At 67.1% G+C, this 17,302-nt stretch carries 12 protein-coding genes and 3 pseudogenes; 7 read left to right on the top strand and 8 right to left on the bottom strand.

All coding sequences use genetic code 11. The features are described 5' to 3' along the window. Positions 1-124 precede the first annotated feature (124 nt). The 3 genes and pseudogenes from ACQP1G_RS08935 to ACQP1G_RS08925 form a co-directional block, all read right to left on the bottom strand. Positions 125-1,975, bottom strand: coding sequence for a glycosyltransferase family 39 protein (locus tag ACQP1G_RS08935; RefSeq protein WP_433208333.1), 1,851 nt, complete (start codon positions 1,973-1,975; stop codon positions 125-127). 28 nt (positions 1,976-2,003) lie between these two features. Continuing rightward, positions 2,004-2,726, bottom strand: a pseudogene (locus ACQP1G_RS08930) (IS256 family transposase); the annotation flags it as partial. A gap of 53 nt (positions 2,727-2,779) precedes the next feature. Further along, positions 2,780-5,920 carry a BTAD domain-containing putative transcriptional regulator gene (locus ACQP1G_RS08925; RefSeq protein ID WP_433200674.1) on the bottom strand — a complete coding sequence of 1,047 codons (3,141 nt, stop codon included), beginning with the start codon at positions 5,918-5,920 and terminating at the stop codon, positions 2,780-2,782. 136 nt (positions 5,921-6,056) lie between these two features. Here ACQP1G_RS08925 and ACQP1G_RS08920 point away from each other — a divergent pair, with 136 nt between their 5' ends. From ACQP1G_RS08920 to ACQP1G_RS08910, 3 genes and pseudogenes are all read left to right on the top strand, one after another. Continuing rightward, positions 6,057-7,202, top strand: a complete 1,146-nt coding sequence (locus ACQP1G_RS08920) for a serine hydrolase domain-containing protein (RefSeq protein ID WP_433200671.1) — start codon at positions 6,057-6,059, stop codon at positions 7,200-7,202. A gap of 219 nt (positions 7,203-7,421) precedes the next feature. Next, a pseudogene (locus tag ACQP1G_RS08915) lies at positions 7,422-7,586 on the top strand (serine hydrolase); the annotation flags it as partial. Beyond that, the gene (locus ACQP1G_RS08910; RefSeq protein WP_433200668.1) at positions 7,583-8,209 is read left to right on the top strand and encodes an MspA family porin; all 627 of its coding nucleotides are present in this window, start codon (positions 7,583-7,585) and stop codon (positions 8,207-8,209) included. The pseudogene ACQP1G_RS08915 and the gene ACQP1G_RS08910, both read left to right, overlap by 4 nt. Before the next feature lie 361 nt (positions 8,210-8,570). Here ACQP1G_RS08910 and ACQP1G_RS08905 read toward each other — a convergent pair. From ACQP1G_RS08905 to ACQP1G_RS08890, 4 genes and pseudogenes are all read right to left on the bottom strand, one after another. Then, positions 8,571-9,897 (bottom strand): annotated as a pseudogene (locus ACQP1G_RS08905) (IS256 family transposase). Positions 9,898-9,936: 39 nt separating this feature from the next. Next, positions 9,937-10,209: a hypothetical protein gene (locus tag ACQP1G_RS08900; protein WP_433200665.1), complete on the bottom strand. Its 273-nt coding sequence runs from the start codon at positions 10,207-10,209 to the stop codon at positions 9,937-9,939. A gap of 310 nt (positions 10,210-10,519) precedes the next feature. Continuing rightward, positions 10,520-12,079, bottom strand: coding sequence for a sensor histidine kinase (locus ACQP1G_RS08895; RefSeq protein ID WP_433200662.1), 1,560 nt, complete (start codon positions 12,077-12,079; stop codon positions 10,520-10,522). Next, on the bottom strand, positions 12,057-12,761 hold the full coding sequence (locus ACQP1G_RS08890) for a response regulator transcription factor (RefSeq protein ID WP_433208330.1): 705 nt from the start codon (positions 12,759-12,761) through the stop codon (positions 12,057-12,059). Before ACQP1G_RS08890 ends, ACQP1G_RS08895 begins: the two co-directional genes overlap by 23 nt. Before the next feature lie 236 nt (positions 12,762-12,997). Here ACQP1G_RS08890 and ACQP1G_RS08885 point away from each other — a divergent pair, with 236 nt between their 5' ends. Further along, positions 12,998-13,663 carry a hypothetical protein gene (locus ACQP1G_RS08885; protein WP_433200659.1) on the top strand — a complete coding sequence of 222 codons (666 nt, stop codon included), beginning with the start codon at positions 12,998-13,000 and terminating at the stop codon, positions 13,661-13,663. Between the two features lie 180 nt (positions 13,664-13,843). Then, entirely contained in the window at positions 13,844-14,536 is a 693-nt protein-coding gene (locus ACQP1G_RS08880) for a type 1 glutamine amidotransferase domain-containing protein (protein ID WP_433200656.1), read from the top strand. Positions 14,537-14,712: 176 nt separating this feature from the next. On the opposite strand, the gene ACQP1G_RS08875 is transcribed toward ACQP1G_RS08880, so the two are convergent. Beyond that, a complete protein-coding gene (locus tag ACQP1G_RS08875) occupies positions 14,713-15,276 on the bottom strand; it encodes a PadR family transcriptional regulator (RefSeq protein WP_433200653.1) in 564 nt (187 codons plus the stop codon). A 122-nt stretch (positions 15,277-15,398) separates the two neighbouring features. On the opposite strand from ACQP1G_RS08875, the gene ACQP1G_RS08870 reads away from it, so the two are divergent. Together ACQP1G_RS08870 and ACQP1G_RS08865 are read left to right on the top strand one after the other, a co-directional pair. After that, the gene (locus ACQP1G_RS08870; RefSeq protein ID WP_433200650.1) at positions 15,399-15,815 is read left to right on the top strand and encodes a nuclear transport factor 2 family protein; all 417 of its coding nucleotides are present in this window, start codon (positions 15,399-15,401) and stop codon (positions 15,813-15,815) included. Continuing rightward, positions 15,812-17,299 (top strand): phytoene desaturase family protein, encoded by a 1,488-nt coding sequence (locus ACQP1G_RS08865; protein WP_433200647.1) that lies wholly within the window; start codon positions 15,812-15,814, stop codon positions 17,297-17,299. Before ACQP1G_RS08870 ends, ACQP1G_RS08865 begins: the two co-directional genes overlap by 4 nt. Positions 17,300-17,302 lie beyond the last annotated feature (3 nt).

Raw genomic sequence — 17,302 nt, 5'->3', positions numbered from 1 at the left:
ATTGTTGCGCGGCAACACTTCTGAGAAACCAAATGTTCACCTAACGTCCACTTCCGTCGATTTCCCATCATCGAGAACGGTCCGCGCTGGAATTGGTTGTGCCGCAGTACAATACGGCCGATATTCAGGAGGCGAGAGGCTGGCCGAGGTCGTAGACCGTAGTCGAACCGATGGTAACCGCCGTGAAGTTGGCCTTGACCCATGCGGTGATCTCGCTGGCACTGCCCGATCCGCCGCCGGGACCACCCATACCGCCGCCCGCGATGAAGTAGTGGATCTCGCCATTGGCGACATACTGCTGGAATTGGGACAGCGTCGGCGAGTTGTCCCCGCCGGTGAAGCCGCCGATGGCCATGACCGATGTGCCGGTGGACAATTCGAGGCTGCCCGCCGATTGGGCGCCCACTGTTGCTGCGGCCCAACGGTTGTCGGTGTTCGTCAGCAGCTCCTGCAACGCGATGTTGTTCGAGGTCGAGCCGCCCGGTCCGCCGCCGTCGCGGGTACGAGACTCGTCGGTATCGGCACGGCCGGGTGCTGCGGCATCGGAAATTGTTCCGGCCGTGCCGGATTCGGTGCCGTCAGGTACCGCGCTGCCACCCATGGGGCCGCCCGGTCCGCCCATACCGCGACCCGTATCCGGACCGGAGGTCGGGATCGAACCGCTGTGTGGTGTCGCCGCGGTCTCGATGGTGTACGCCGTGGTCCCCGCAAGTCCGAACAGCAGACCGGCAATGGCGACCACCGCGGTCGACCTGCCGAGTTGGTTGGCGCCGACAACGATGATCGCGGCGAGCACGATCGAACCGATCAGTACGACCCAGCGCAATGCCGGATACCAGTCGGGAGTGCGGTCGAGCAGGATGAAATTCCAGACGCCGGTCGATGCCAGGATGGCGCCGAGCGCGATGCGGGCCGTCCGGAATTGCCTGCCGCGCCACAGCTCGGTCACCGCGACCGCCACCAGCGCGGCGATTGCGGGCGCCAGTGCCACGGTGTAGTAGGGGTGCATCGTGCCCTGCATGTAACTGAAGACGACACCGGTCACCAGCAGCCAACCACCCCACAGCAGCAGGGCGGCGCGGGTCCGCCCGGTGCGCGGCGTGCGGCGGGTGAACCACAGGCCCGCAACCAGACCGATCAGCGCGGCGGGCAGCAGCCAGGAGATCTCGGTTCCCATCGAATCCCCGAACAACCGCGTAATGCCGGTGCTGCCACCGAATCCGGTATTGCCGCCGCCGCCACCGCCGCCGCCGCCGCCACCGTTGCCGGATCCGCCGAGGACACGGCCGAGGCCGTTGTATCCCAGCGCGAGTTCGAGCAGGCTGTTGTCGGTCGATCCACCGATATAGGGCCGAGAATCACTGGGCCACAAGCTGACCAGCGCGACGAACCAGCCGCCCGAGATCACCATGGCTGCGCAAGCGACCAGCAGCTTGCCGATTCGGCGCCAGACGCCGATCGGCGCGGCGACGAGAAACACCAGGCCGAGTGCCGGCAGCACCAGGAATGCCTGCATCATCTTGGTGAGAAAGCCGAATCCCACTGCGACACCGGCGAATGCGAGCCAACGGCCGCTGCCGTTCTCGGTGGCGCGCACGGTGCAATACGCCGCCGCGACCAGCAGCAGCACCAGCAATGCATCCGGATTGTTGAACCGGAACATCAGTGCCGCAACAGGAGTCAGCGCCAGCGCGGCCCCGGCCAGCAACCCGGCCGCCGGACCGTGCCAGCGCCGGACCGCGGCGTACACCAACCCGACCGATGCCACGCCCATCAGCGCTTGCGGCAACAGCATCGAGAACGAGCTGAATCCGAACAGCCGCCCCGATAGCCCCATGACCCACAGCGCAGCGGGCGGCTTATCGACGGTGATGGCATTACCGGCGTCCAGCGAACCGAAGAGCAGCGCCTTCCAGCTCTGCGTGCCCGCCTGGACGGCTGCCGCGTAGAAGTCGTTGGCAAAACCGGATGAGATATTGTCAAGACCTGTGGATCAGCAAGTTTCAGGCGACCTCCGTTCGGGTGGTTTCGGTCGGGTCGGTTGACGAGGCGGGTGTGATCTCGGCGGGGCGTTCGATGAGTTTGCCCTTGTGGAACAGGTGCCGGCGCGGACGAGCGCGACCAGGTGTGGGGCGTTCACCGCGCGCCAGTGGGCCTGGGCGGTCTCGATCAGCTTGAGGCCATGGCGATTCCCGCCGCGCGCGAACCAGGCCCCTTGGTAACCTTGGTGCGCAACCGGACGGTGGCGAAAGTTGATTCAACCGGGTTGGTGGTGCGCAGATGCACCCAGTGCTCGGCCGAGTATTTGAAGAACTCGAGTAACACGTCGAGGTCGTCGGTGATTTTCGCGACCGCTTTCGGATATTTCGCGCCGTAGTCGATTTCGAACGCTTTCACCGCCAGCTGCGCCTTGTCGATATGCTCAGCCATGTAGATGTCCTTCATCGCCGCTAATGCGCCCGGGTGCGCCGATTTCGGTAGTGCGGCAAGAACATTGGCCTGTTTATTATGGAACCAGCACCGCCGCTCCCTCGTGGCAGGGAACACCTCTCGTAGCGCCTTCCAGAACCCGAGCGCTCCGTCCCCGACCGCCAGCACTGGGGCGGTCATTCCACGGCGGCGACAATCGCGCAGCAGATCAGCCCCGACTCGGTCGATTCCCGATAGCCGTCGGTGATCGCGACCAACTCTTTGCGGCCGTCGGCACGGACCCCGATCATCACCAGCCATCTTTCCATCCTTCACTCGAGGACCCAGCCTCCATCAAACCCAGGGCGGTTCACAGTGCTGTCAGCCGGTCGGTGGCCTTATGGGGTGTCAGCTCGGCGCCCCGTTGGTAGGCGGTGTCGTAGTCGGTGCGGCCGAGCCGTTCCGCGAGCACCTCAGCAAGGGAACGCAGTTCGGTGTCGCCGTGGTCGAAGGTGCCGCGGATGGCCTGGCTCAGGCCGAGCGCGGTGGCCGCGCCGGCCGGATCGCCCTCCAGGAACAGCAGCCGGGCCAGGAGGTGAGCGGCCGAGGGGGCGTCCATGTTCGCTTGCGCGGCGTGGACGGCGCGGGGCAGCAGTTCGCGGGCGCGTACGGCGTTCCCGGCGGTGAGGAGGTTGGCCACCCGAGCGGGGAGCAGCCGATTGTCGGCGCTCTCGGCCGCCAGGGGCAGCCTGCGGGTGAGCGTGTCCATCCGGTCGAGTTCTTGATCGGCGCGTTCGACCTCTCCGGAGCGGCGGTACAGCTCGGCCAGGACGCCGAGAACCTCGATCTCCACCACCGGCTGGCCACGCTGCCAGGCCGCTCGTTCGGCGGTTTCGATGTCGTGTCGGGCGCCGATCAGGTCGCCGGCGCGCATGCGTTCGGTGGCGAGCCCGAGCCGGGTTGAGACCTCATCCTGCGAGCCGAGCTCGGTGGCGATCGCGATGCTGTCCTCGTAGGCGGTGATCGCCTGGTCGTGGTCACCGGCGATGGCGTGGATTTGAGCCAGGCCGTACAGCGCCTTCGCCGCCCACCAGCGATCGCCCACCTCCCCGAACGCGTGCAACGCCGTGGTCATCGCGGTCGCGGAGCTCTCCAGGTCGCCCCGTTCGCGATGCCGCATGGCTTCGATCATGAAGGTGCAGGCGATCGCCCAGCGGTCCGAGCCGCTGCGCACCTGGGCGATCTCATGGTCGGCCAGCTCATCCAGCCCGAGCAGCGGCGCCATCACCAACACGATTGTCAGCAGCATCGGGTAACGCCGAAGCGCGCCCGTGCGCACGCAGTCGTCGATGAGCGCGCGCAGCCGTTCGGGGTCGGTGAGCGGCCCGCCCTCGATGCTCACCAGGTGAATTGCCGTGAACGCGGACCGGGCGGTCGCGGGCAGCGCGTCGCCGAACTCGGCGACCTTGGCGACGTAAGCCTCGGCGCGGGCGTCGTAGCGGTGCATGACCCAGTACCAGTACAGCGGCCCGAGAATCCGGGCGGCGCCCGAGACGTCGCCGCTGTCGATGGCCGTTTGCAGGGCGTACATCAGGTTGTCGTACTCGGCCTGGAACAGCCGCAGCGACTCCGCCTGCTTGTCCGAGCGCAGCAGCGGCTCGTGTTCCTCGGCCAGGTCGGCGAAGTGCCGCGTGAGCCCGCGCAGGACGGCTTCGGTCTCCCCTGCGAGCCGGAGCTTTCCCGCCGCATGGGCCCGGATGGTTTCCAGCATCCGGTAGCCGTCGCCGGCCTGCTCCACGATGGACTTGTCGACCAGGGAATCCAGGAGGTAGGCGACCTCGTCCGCGGGAAGCGCCCCATCCGAATCCGCACAGACCGCCTCGATCACGGCGATACCGGTACGCGCCGGAAATATCGACATCCGGCGGGTCAGTGTGCGCTCTTGTGAGGTGAGGAGTTCCCAGCTCCATTCGATGACCGCATGGAGGGTCTGCTGGCGGGGTTGGGCGGTCCGGTTGCCGGTGCTGAGCAGCCGGAAACGGTCATCCAGCCGCCGGGCGATCTGTTCGGCGCTTATGGTCCGCAGTCGCGCCGCGGCCAGCTCCAGAGCCAGCGGCAACCCGTCCAGCCGGCGCACGATGTCCACGATCGGGGCCGCGGTGGTCGCGTCCAGGACAAAGCTGGGCTGTACGGCTGCCGCCCGGTCGAGGAACAGCCGCACCGCGGCCGATGCGGAGGCACGATCGGGGTCCGCGTGCGCCGGGGGGAGGTCGAGCGGGCCTAGGCGGCACAGCGTCTCCCCCATGACCTCGAGCGGCTCTCGGCTCGTGGCCAGGATGGTCAGGTACGGCTGGCGCTCCAGCAGCTGTCCGGCGAGCTGAGCGGCGGGTTCGGAGATCTGTTCGCAGTTGTCCAGCACCAGCACGCCCTCACCACCGGCGAGCAGGTTGACCACCCGCTCCAGCGGCGTGCCGGACGGCTGGGCTTCGGCGACGCTGAGCGAGCCCAGCACCGCCTCCAGCAGCCCGTCGGCCGTGTCCACCGCGGCCAGGGAGACGAGCCAGACCCGGCCGCGCTGATGGGCCCGACGCCGGCTCACCGCATCCACGGCCAGCCGGGTCTTGCCCACTCCTCCGGGCCCCACGATGGTGACCAGCCGGGAGGTCTCCAGCAACCCGGCCAGCAACCTCAACTCGTCCTCCCGGCCGACGAAGCTGGTCAGCTGGGCCGGCAGACGGCCTCGCACCGCCTCCGGCCGGGCCTGTTCCGCCTCGGGGATCTCCAGCTCACCCCGCAACACGGCGAGATGCGTCTTGCGCAACTCCTCGGAGGGGTTGACGCCCAGCTCCTCGGCGAGCGTGCCACGGACCTCCTCGAACACGGCCAGCGCATCGGACTGGCGGCCCGCCGCATGCAAGGCCCGCATCCGCAGCCCGGCCAGCCGTTCCCGCAGCGGATGCTCAGCGGCCGCCGCCTCCACGTCGGCCAGGATCTCGCCATGGCGCCCGAGCCGCAGCTCCGCCTCGAAGCGGTTTTCGGTGGCGCCGACGCGCAGTTCGTCCAGGCGCGCGCCAGCCGTACCGGCGAAAGGAATGTCGCGCACGTCGGCCAGCGAGTCTCCCCGCCACAGCGCCAGCGCCTCGTCCAGCAGCGAGGCCGCCCGCTGCACAGCGCCCGCGGCCAGTTCGCGGCTGCCTCGCTTGGCCAGCTCCTCGAAGCGGACCGCGTCGACCTGCTCGCTGCGCAGGCGATACCCGCCGGCCACCGTCTCCACGACCCCGGCCCCCGCCAAGGCCTTGCGCAGCCGATGCACCAACGCGTGCAACGCGTTGACGGTGCCTCCGGAGGAGTGTTCCCCCCATAGGCCGTCGAGCAGCGAATCGACCGACACCATTTCGTTCCCGGCCAGTGCCAGCCTGGCCAGCAGCGCGCGAACCCTGGTGCCGCCCAGGTCGATCGGTGCGCCGTCGTCGGCATACGCAAGAACCGGCCCCAGCACCTCAATCCGCATGCTCGACAGGCTATTCGGTGGGCTGAAAGCGCCTTACAGCGAGCCGGTGCCGGATGGAAGAGGGATATAAGAGGCCTGTCAGAGCTGCTGGACATCGTGGAGGACGTCACGAAGAAACATCCCGAAAGGACGTGCGATGGCAACCAACGAGAACGTGCAGCAGGTGCTCGACTGGGCCGTGGCCGAGGTCGGCATCCCCGGCATCGTGGCCGAGGTCAAGGATGGGGACCGGACCTGGTTCGGCACCGCCGGTGTGGCCGACCTGGAGACCGGCTCCCCGCGCCAGCCGGGGGAGAACATCCACACCGGCAGCTGCGGCAAGAGTTTCACCGCCGCCGTGCTGCTGGCTCTGGAGGCCGAGGGCCGCCTCAGCCTGGAAGACACGGTCAACGCCCACCTGCCCGGCGTGCTGGACGTCAACGGCTACGACGGCGACACGATCACCATCAGGCACCTGCTCAGCAACACCAGCGGACTGTTCCCCACCGGCCTGGCCCCGGAGGTCAGCTACCGCTACGCCACCCGCTCCGGGCTCGTCCAGCATCGCTTCGACACCTTCAGCACCGAAGAGCTGCTGCGGGTGGCGGTGTCCCAGCCGCCGGTCGGTGCGCCCGGCGAGCGCTTCGAGTACGCCAACGGCGGCTTCTACATCGCCGGCGCGATTATCGAGAAGGTCACTGGCAACAGCTACGCCGACGAGGTCGAGCGCAGAGTCACCCGGCCGCTCGGGCTGACCCACACCCGCGTGCGCCCCACCACCGACACCGGCTACCCCACTCCGCACCCGCGCGGCTACTCCAACCAGTTCCTCAAGGACGGTGTCGACCCCGCCGCGGTCACCCCGGAGAACTGGCAATCCCTGATGGAGGAGCCCGGCCTGCCGCCGCTGGACGTCACCGAGCTCAACTCCTCGCTGGGCTACGCGGCCGGCAACATCGTCTCCACCACCGGCGACATGATCCGCTTCCTCACCGCGATGACCACCGGCAGCCTGCTGCCGCCCGCCCAGCACCGGCAGATGTGGACCACTGTCTCCACCGAGGGCAGCTACTGGATGCCGCACTCCCGCTACGGCCTGGGCCTGTTCGAGTTCGACAAGCAGGCGACCGGCGGCCGGACGCTGCGCGGCGTCGGCGGCAGCTTCTGGGGCACCTATTTCTTCGCGGTCGGCACCCCGGACGGCCAGCACACGATCGCCGTGCACACCAACACCGAGTGGAAGTCCTGGGACCCCATGTTCAGAGTCATCGAAGCGGAGTTCGGAGTCGCCATCGGTGGGTAAGCACGCAGCCACCTCACCCATTGAAAGAATTGAAAGGCGATCACCCATCAAGGCAAAATCCTCCGCGCGCCACCTGCCTGCTCGCCGCCGCACTGGCGGTGACCGTCAGCACGTCGGCAGCGGTAGCCGACGACCACGCCGGGTCCAGCGGGTGCCGGAGCGGGCCGTGACCGACGGCGGCCTGCCAGGCATCCTGGCTGACATCCGCGACTCGCGGCCGACGGCCGGTTGAGCCTGGACGACACCGTGGAGAAGTGGCTGCCCGACGTGGTCCGCGGCAACGGCCACGACGGCGGCACGATCACCATCAGGCGGCTGCTCAACCAGACCAGCGGCCGCCTGAGTGCGAGAAACACATCTAGCGATAAGGACATGTTCGAATGAAACGCTGTATCGTCGCGTTGCCGTGCCTGGTGGCAGCGACACTCATTGCTGGCACGTACGCGACCGCGTCCGCGGATCCGGTAGCGGACACATCGCGCGAGGTCACCACCGACGACGGGTGGCAGGTGCGAATCACCAAGGTCGCGGAGAATCTGGATCGTGTTCCCAACCTGGCTGCCTCACCGTTCACCCGTGAAGGATTCGTCAGGCTGAAGGCCGTCGCCGACATCACCGGACACGGTCGGGTAGCGGTTAACTCGGGCAGCGTGACGTTGGGTTACCAGATCGGTTGCCAGGTCGATGTGTCCAACGGCCTGACCATCGGGCTGTCCGGGGCGATCGGACCGAACATAGGCATCTCGGTGGGCGGTGCGAACGCCGGCGCGAGCGCACTAGCGATCCCGAGCGTCTCCTTCTCACCCAAGCCGGGCACGATCACCACCGTGCCGTTCGGGACGAAGGAGCTCAGCGGCGCGCATGCCTCGATCACCGCTGATCAGGTGCAGATCAAAGTCGACTCGTGCATGGGGCCGGTGAGCCTGCGCTCGTACGCGATCGCGTCCACCTCGACCGCCGACGCCGACAACTCCGTTGCCGTGTACGGCGACCCGATCTGGCTGTGATACCGATGCGTGTCACCTACTTCTACGCGATCGCGATCACACTGGCCGTCTCCGCAGGCTCGGCATCGGTTGCCCAAGCCGACTCGACAGTGCCCACTTACACCTGCAGCAGTGCACAACCCCGCTCGCCGCAGTGCCCGCCCAAGCCAACCGGAGGCGACACTCACTCATCTGCGCTACCTCCGCTGATGCTGAATCCGCCGCCCCGAAATCCCAATTCTCCAAAGCCGGCGGGCCTAGCCTCCGCACTGACCCCGCCCTCGCCCGGCCCACCCGCAGCCCACCCCATCATTCAGTAGCCGACATGGGTGAGGTGGTCGTCGAAGCCCGACGATTGTCAAATCCTGTGGATGAGGTCTTCTCAGGCGACCTCCGCCGCTGCGGCTGATGACGGCTGGCCGGTCGAGGTTTCGGGTGCGATGGCAGTCGGTCGTTCCAGGAGCTTGCCCTTGTGGAACACGGCTCCGGCCCGGACGAGCGCGACCAATTGAGGCGCGTTCACCGCTCGCCAGTGGGCTTGGGCGGCCTCGATCAGCTTGTAGGCCATCGCAAGCCCGGCCGGGCGGGAACCGGGACCTTTGGTGACCTTGGTCCTCAAACGCACTGTGGCGAAAGTACTTTCGATCGGGTTGGTGCTGCGCAGGTGAACCCAATGCTCGGCCGGATACCGGTAGAATTCGAGCAGTACGTCCATGTCGCCGACGATCTTCGCCACTGCTTTGGGGTATTTCGCGGCGTAGTCGATCTCGAACGCCTTGATCGCGACTTGGGCCTTGTCGATGTCCTCGGCGTTGTATATTTCCTTCATCGCCGCCAACGCACCAAGATGAGCCGACTTCGGCAGCGTGCCGAGGACATTGGCCTGCTTGTGGAACCAGCACCGCTGCTCGCGGGTGTCCGGGAACACCTCTCGTAGCGCCTTCCAGAACCCGAGCGCGCCGTCGCCGACCGCCAGGACCGGCGCGGTCATGCCACGTCGGCGGCAATCACGCAGCAGATCCGCCCACGACTCGGTCGATCCCCGGAACCCGTCGGTGAGAGCAACGAGCTCCTTGCGACTCGTCGGCACGGACCCCGATCATCACCAACAGGCACAGTTTTTCCTGTTCGAGACGCACTTTCAGGTGAATGCCGTCGACCCACAGGTACACGTAATCGGTGCCCGAGAGGTCCCTTGCCTGAAATGTCTTGGCCTCGTCCTGCCACTGCACGGTAAGTCGGGTGATCGCCGACGCCGACAACCCGGCACCGGTGCCGAGGAACTGCTCCAACGCCGGCCCGAAGTCGCCGCTGGACAACCCGTGCAGATACAACAGCGGCAGCACCTCGTTCACCTGCGTCGACTTACGCGCCCAAGCGGGCAGGATCGCCGAGGAAAACCGTTGCCGCTCACCAGTTTCCGGGTCGACCCGCTTGTCGTTGACCCGCGGCGCCTTCACCGCCACCGCACCGGCGGCGGTCAGCACCTCCCGTTCCTGGTGATAGCCGTTGCGGACGACCAGCCGCCGACCGTCCTCGTCGACTTCGCCGACGAACCGCTCAACATAGGCCGCGACCTCAGCCTGCAACGCCGCCGCCAGCATCTGCCGGGCACCATCGCGGACTATCTCGTCGAGCAACGACCGACCGGCACCGGCCACACAGCCCTCATCGTTGGAAGCATCGTTGTTCTGGACTACCTTGAGCACGGGCGTGCCTTCCCGCCAGCGTTGGCGCGCTGGTCTTGATCAGATTCCATTGACTTCGTAGATCATCTTCCTGGGAGGCACGCCCTCCCAGGTCATCCACAGGAATTGATCATTGCTCCAACCGGATCGACTCAGCCCCCACAGATAGAGGACGGCGGTCACCGCCAGCAGTGCCCACAGGCCGGGGCGGGCCCAGCGAGGCTGGTCGCGGGAGCCGAACAGCAGTCGGGTCCATCGTGTTTCCTGCCGTACCGAGCCATCGGACTCGGCGCGTTCGGCACGCCATACGGGCGCTTCGGTAGCGGTAGTCATATCCCGATCCTGATCTGCGGACGTGGGTCCGATATTTGCGGTTGCTATGCACTGTCTGTGAGGTCGAGCAGGTCTTTTCGCCCACCCGCTGGCGCCGAGATCCCACAGGTACAGCACCGCGGTACCGATCAACAGAATCGGCAGCGACAGCCGCCGCCACAGCCGGGCGCGGCCGGACGACGTTCGGCGCGGCGCCGCGTCCTCGGTAGCGGTGGGAGGTCCCAGCAAAGTCGTAGTCACATTTCGATCCTGACCACGCGATGTGTTCCCAGGCTCTGGCGCGGCTGTGGGTTCGCTGTGAGCGGATCGGTCAGGCGGTGGCCGCCGGGTCGGCAGGCAACCGCACGGTGAATTCGGTACGGCCGGGTGTGCTGTCCACCGTGATCTCGCCGCCGTGCGCCTTCACGACCGCGGCGACGATCGCCAGACCGAGACCGGAACTCCCCGCACGCCGCGAGCGCGACGAATCGCCGCGGGCGAATCGTTGAAATATCTCCGGCTGCAACGCGAGTGGTATGCCCGGCCCGTCGTCGGTGACGCGCCATACCGCACCGCCGTCGCCAGCGAAGGCCAGCGCCGTGACGACCGTGGTGCCGGGACCGGTATGGACGCGAGCGTTGGCCAGCAGGTTGGTCAGCACCTGGTGCAATCGGGCAGCGTCGCCGACGACCACGACCGGTTCGTCGGGCAGGTCGAGATCCCACTGCTGTTCGGGTCCGGCGATATGCGCATCACTCACCGCGTCGACCGTGAGCTGGGTCAGGTCGACCGGCTCGTGTTCGAGCGGGCGGCCGGAATCCAGTCGGGCGAGCAATAGCATGTCCTCGACCAGCGCCGACATCCGCCGGGCCTCGGAGTCCACCCGGCCCATCGCATTGGCCACCTCACCGGGCACCTCACCCCGTTTGCGTTGCGCCAGTTCGGCATAGCCGCGAATGGCGGCGAGCGGGGTACGCAGTTCATGGCTGGCGTCGGCGAGGAATTGCCGGACCCGGGTCTCGCTGGCATACCGGGCCGAAAGCGCCCCGGTGATGTGGTCCAGCATCCGGTTGACGGCCGAGCCCAGCTGCCCCACCTCGGTATGCGGATCGGCATCCTCGCGCGGAACCCGCACGGGCAGGGTGACCTCCCCGCGATCCAACTGCAGATCGGCGACTCGGGCGGCGGTGGCCGCGACCCGATCCAACGGCGCGAGCGCGCGGCGAATCAGCCAGATACCCACCGTGATCGCGAAAACCAGCACGATCACGGTCACGATCACCAACACCCACAACACCCGCATGAGCGTGTCGTCGACCGATGCCAACGGCAGCCCGGTGACCACCGTTGTGCCCTGCCAGGTCCGGTCCGCGACCACGCGATAGCGGCCCTCGCCGTCGATATTCACGGTGGTCGGCCTGCCGGTCGCCGCCACCGCGGCGAGTTGGCGGCGCGCGGTGTCCGACAGCGCGGCCTGCATACCATCGCTGCCGATCCGACCCGCGGTGATGACCGTTCCCCGATCGACGATCGCACCGACCGCATCGGGCTGGATGCCGCGCCGGTCCAGGAATTCGGGCCCCGGCCCGGTGCTCTGCGGGTGCGGCGGAGGCGGAGGCGGAGGTGCGGACTGGGTACCGGAAGAGTCGCCGGGCGGCGGCCCCAGCGTGGGACCGCCGCCGGAATCACCGAGTGAGCGCTTCTGCGCGTCGATCAGCTGGGTATCGAGTTGGTGCACCAGGAACTGTTGCAGCGCAAGCTCGGTCGCGGCGCCGATGCCCACCACCACGGTCACGAGCAACAGCGCCTGCCCGACCAACAGTCGGGCCCGCAGCGACCACCGTCGTGGCGACCACATGCGGCGCACCTCAGCCCGCGGGCTTGAGGACATATCCGGCTCCGCGCAGGGTATGGATCATCGGGGCCCGACCGCTATCGATCTTCTTGCGCAGATACGACACGTACAGCTCGACGATATTGGACCGGCCGCCGAAGTCGTAACTCCAGACCCGATCCAGAATCTGCGCCTTGCTCAATACCCTTCGTGGATTGCGCACGAAGAACCGGAGCAGTTCGAATTCGGTGGCCGTCAACACAATCGGCGTACCCGCGCGGGTGACCTCATAGCTGTCCTCATCGAGCACCAGATCACCGACCACGATCTGTGCGCCGCTGTCCTCGCTCGCGACCCCGGTGCGGCGCAGCAGCGCACGCAGCCGCAGCACCACCTCTTCGATACTGAACGGCTTGGTGACGTAGTCGTCGCCGCCCGCGGTGAGCCCCGCGATCCGGTCTTCCACCGAATCCTTCGCGGTCAACAACAGCACCGGCAGATGCGGAACCTGGGCGCGCAGCTTGCCGAGCACCTCGAGTCCGGTCATATCCGGCAGCATCACATCGAGCACCGCCACATCCGGCCTGGTCTCGCGCGCCATGGTCACCGCCGTGCGCCCGTCACCGGCCGTGCCGACGTCCCAGCCCTCGTACCGCAGCGCCATCGACAACATCTCGGCCAGGACCGGCTCGTCATCGACGACGAGCACGTTGATCGGACTGCCATCGGCACGCCGCATGGCAGCTCGGTTGGCCGGGCTGTTTCCAGTGGTCATCGTGGACATGGGCCTCATACTGCGCGCGGCGGCTCGGCGGTGGCTATGCCCTGGCTGTGAGCTTGCTGTGCACCGAATCGGACATAGCGGATCCTGACCTCGCCCACAGCTCGCACCTAACTTCGCCGACCACGGTTGACCCCGAATACGACTACCGGACCGGCGCGCTCACCGGCCGTCACCGCAGAGGAGCACCCACCATGACCACCCCCACCCACCAGCCCCCGCCCGGCCAGGACCCGAATTGGGGCGCACCAACGCCCCCGGCGGCGACCGGCTGGTCGGGCCGAAAGGTCCTGGCCGCCGCGGGTATCGCCGGTGTGATCGCCGCGGCGGGTGGCGGCGTCATCTGGGCGGCGTCCTCGAATCACAGCGATGGCAACCACGGCCCCGGCGGACCGGGCGGACCCGGGATGAGCATGAACGGCACAAACGGCCAGCCCGGCCCGATCGGCGCCGCCGGTCCCGGTGGCGCCATGACCGGCCCGCCACTGCACGGCCAATTCGTGGTGTCCGACGGCAATGGCGGCTACCGCACCGAACTGACCCAAACCGGCACCATCACCGCATTGTCCAGCACCTCACTCACCGCCAAGAGCGCCGACGATTACACCCAGGTCTACTCCATCACCGCCACCACCACCGGCACTGCCACCGTGAAAGTCGGTGACACCGTGAGCATTCGGGGCACCCAGACCGACGGCACCAGCACCGCGACCACCGTCGGCGCGACCACCACCTCGCCGGACGGCATGAACGGTGGCCCGGGTCCGCAAGGCGCCGCACCCGGCGGCAGCACCAACGGCCTGAACGGTTCCGGTATGGGCAGGCCGATGGATGGCCCGCCCACCCGATCCGGCAACTGAGAAACGAGTTCGGATTCGGGATCGGCTCTCAGCCATCGGATTGCCAATGTCTGCTATTGACGAAACTATTGGTCAGCCGATGACCAGCTTCATAGTGTGGTCCCTGTGACGCACTGACGAATCGCGTGCGAAATGTCAGTTCATCGCTGAATAGACCAGCACTGTGGAGGAGAGAGTCCGATGGCAAAGATCCTGTTCGTCATGACCGGTGTCGACTACTGGACGTTGGCCGACGGCACCAAACATCCGACCGGGTACTGGGCCGAAGAGTTCGTCGCGCCCTATGCGGCGTTCAAGGCAGCCGAGCACGAGATCGTCGTGGCGACGCCGGGTGCCGTGGTGCCGACCGTCGACCGCGGCAGCCTGGCGCCCGAGGTCAACGGTGGCCCCGATGGCGCGGAGAAGATCGCCGAAACCCTGCGTAAGGCAACCGAATTGACCCAACCTATCCGGCTGGAGGATGTGCGGGTCGCCGATTACGACGCGGTCTACTACCCGGGCGGACACGGTCCGATGGAGGATCTGGCGGTGAACGCCGACTCCGGGAAGCTGCTCGATGCCACGCTGGCCTCGGGCAAGCCGCTGGGCGTGGTGTGCCACGCTCCCGCCGCGTTACTGGCCACGGCCGATGCCGACGGCAAGTCGCCGTTCGCGGGCTACCGGGTGGCTGCGTTCACCAATGCCGAGGAAGCGCAGGCCGGTCTGGCCGATAAGGCCAAGTGGCTGCTGCAGGACCGCCTGATCGCGCTGGGCGTCGACTACCGCGAAGGCGAGCCGTGGGCTCCGCACATCGAGGTGGATCGCAACCTCTACACCGGACAGAACCCGGCCTCCTCGGCCCCGCTGGCCGCGGAGCTGCTGAAAGCGCTCTGAGCGCAGTGGCCGGTAACCGGCCCGCGGATGTCCTCGACGCCACCATGCGCTGCCTGCTCCGGGTGGGGCGGCGCACCTGACCACACCCCCATTTCCGTCCCACGATTGCATCGCGCCGCCATCGGCCGCCGGCCCGACCTGCGCCGGTGCGCTTCGGCGTGCAGCATGGGCAAATCTCAGACGGACGCCGCGAGACGCCGTTCGATGACCGACAGGGCGAACTCGGCCCAGCGAATGTTCTCCTGCTCGAACGAGATACCGCGGAGCAGAGTCAGATATGGGCCGACCCGCTCGGCCTCGGCCAGATACGCCTGCTCACTGCGGCCGTCGAGCAGGCGGCCACGCAGGCGTTCGTAGCGAGCCAGTTTCGCCTTCGACCACTCCAACTTCTCGGCCACCGCGGCCCGCACCGCGGGTGCGTCCTCGGTCTCCATCCCCTGGACCTTCACCATCATCTCGTCGCGGATCGCGGTGGGTTTGGCGGGTTCGGCGATGAACTCGCGCAATGCCGCCCGGCCCGCGGGAGTGATCGCGTGCAGTCGCTTGTTCGGCCGACGCTCCTGCTGCACGACCCGGGTCTCGATGAGCCCCTCGGCCGCCATCCGGTCGAGCTCTTTGTACAGCTGCTGCGGTGTGGCCATCCAAAAGTTGGCGACCGAGGCGTCGAAGCCCTTGGCGAGGTCGTAACCCGATGCCTCACCCTCCAGCAGTGCGGCCAGTACTGCGTTTCGTAGCGCCATCGCCCCAGGCTACCACTCATCGCGATTATTCAATTTTTTGTGCTGCCAGGCCTAGACACTGCCAAGATGTGGGTCTACCTTTCACAAGTACTACTCAATTAGTTGACTATGAAAGGTGCAGCATGCATCCCTTTCGGGCAGCCATCGAGGCTCGCGACGAGGCCGCCATCGAGGCGTTGCTGGCCGACAATGTCGTATTCACCAGTCCGGTGGCGTTCAAGCCCTACCCGGGCAAGGCCATCACCGCCGCCATCCTGCGCGCGGTGATACGCGTCTTCGAGGACTTCCACTACGTGCGCGAGATCGCCGACGCGAACGGCCGCGACCACGCCTTGGTCTTCGAAGCCACGGTGGACGGTAAGCAGCTCACCGGCTGCGATTTCCTGCACTTCGACGCGGACGGGAAGATCGACGACTTCATGGTCATGGTGCGGCCGCTGTCCGCGGCCAGCGCACTGGCCGCGCGTATGGCCGAGCAGTTCGAGCGCATCAAGGCCGAGGCCACTGCCGAGCTCGACCGCGAGGCGGCCGGAGCATGAACGATTACGACGCCATCGTCATCGGCGCGGGCAATGCGGGACTGACCGCCGCCGCCACCCTCCAGCGCGCGGGCGCGCGAACCCTGTTGGTGGAGCGGCACAATATCCCCGGCGGCTGCGGAACCTCCTTCCGCCGTGGACGTTTCGAGTTCGAGACCGCACTGCACCAGCTGTCCGGCGTTGGCGTCGAAGGCCAGCCGATCTCATTGCGCGAGGGACTGTTCCAGCAACTCGGCATTGCCGACGAGCTCGAATTCGTACAGGAGCACGACATCTACCGGGCCGTCGTCCCCGGACAGCTGGACCTGACGCTGCCTGCCGACTGGGATGCGGCCATCGAGGCCATCGAGGCCGAATTCCCGGGCAATCGGGACCGCGTCGCGAAGTTCTTCGATCTGCTCAAACAGGTGACGTTCTGGCAGATAGCGGCCATGCGCAGGATGCCCGTCGAGCAGATCGACCCGGTGCTGTTCAAGTACGGCCTGCGGCCGCTGCAGCAGGTGCTCGACGAGTACTTCGACGACGACCGCATCAAGGTCGCGCTCGGCATGTACTGGACCTACCTCGGGCAGCCGCCATCGAAGCTGCGGTTCCAGGATCTGGCGCTGACACTGTTCGCCTACTTCGAATTCAAGCCATGGCATGTGCGCGGCGGCTCTCAGGCCATGTCCACGGCCATCCTCGACGCCTTCCTGCGGGCGGGTGGTGAGGTCCGGTTCAATACCGGGGTCGAGGCCATCCTCACCGAGAGCGGGCAGGTACTCGGCGTACGGCTGGAAGACGGGTCCGAGGTCACCGCGCCGGATGTGGTGTCCAATGCTTCGCTGCCCATCACATACGGAATGCTCGAGGGGATCGACATACCCGCCGCGGTGCGAGAAGACCTGTCCACCAGGCGAATCGGCGTCTCCGGCTTCGTACTGCATATGGGCCTGGACGCCACACCGGCCGAGCTCGGCTTCACCACCAGCACCACATTCGTCAATATGGACACCGACGACGACCGCACCTACCACGCGTGGAAGTCCTTCGAGCCCGCACGCGGAATCTGCGTCAGCTCTTACGATGTCGCGCCCATCGGTTTCGCGCCAGCTGGCGCCACCCACGTCAGCCTGATGACGCTGCAGTACGCCGACATCTGGCGGAACCTCGCCCCCTCGGAGTACGCGCGTACGAAATTCGCCTATGCCGAAACCCTGCTCGACCTCGTCGAGACCGTCGCCCCCGGTATTCGCGATGCCATCGAAGAGGTGGACGTCGCAACGCCTTTGACCATGATGCGCTACCTCGGTCATCCGGGTGGCGCGATCTACGGCTATGACCAGGACGCCACCGAAGGCTGGCTGTTCCGCGACAGTGAACGCCGAACCCACGTCCCGGGACTGCACCTCGCCGGTTCCTGGGCCGGCATCGGCGGCTTCCAGCCCACCCTCGAGGCAGGCGCCCGCGTCGCCCGCCGCCTGCTGCGCACCAAGGCCGCCTGAAAC

Source organism: Nocardia sp. CA-107356 (assembly GCF_050946365.1).
Classification (GTDB): domain Bacteria; phylum Actinomycetota; class Actinomycetes; order Mycobacteriales; family Mycobacteriaceae; genus Nocardia.
Note: the sequence above shows the minus strand (reverse complement) of the source record. Positions and strands in the feature narration are given on the sequence as shown.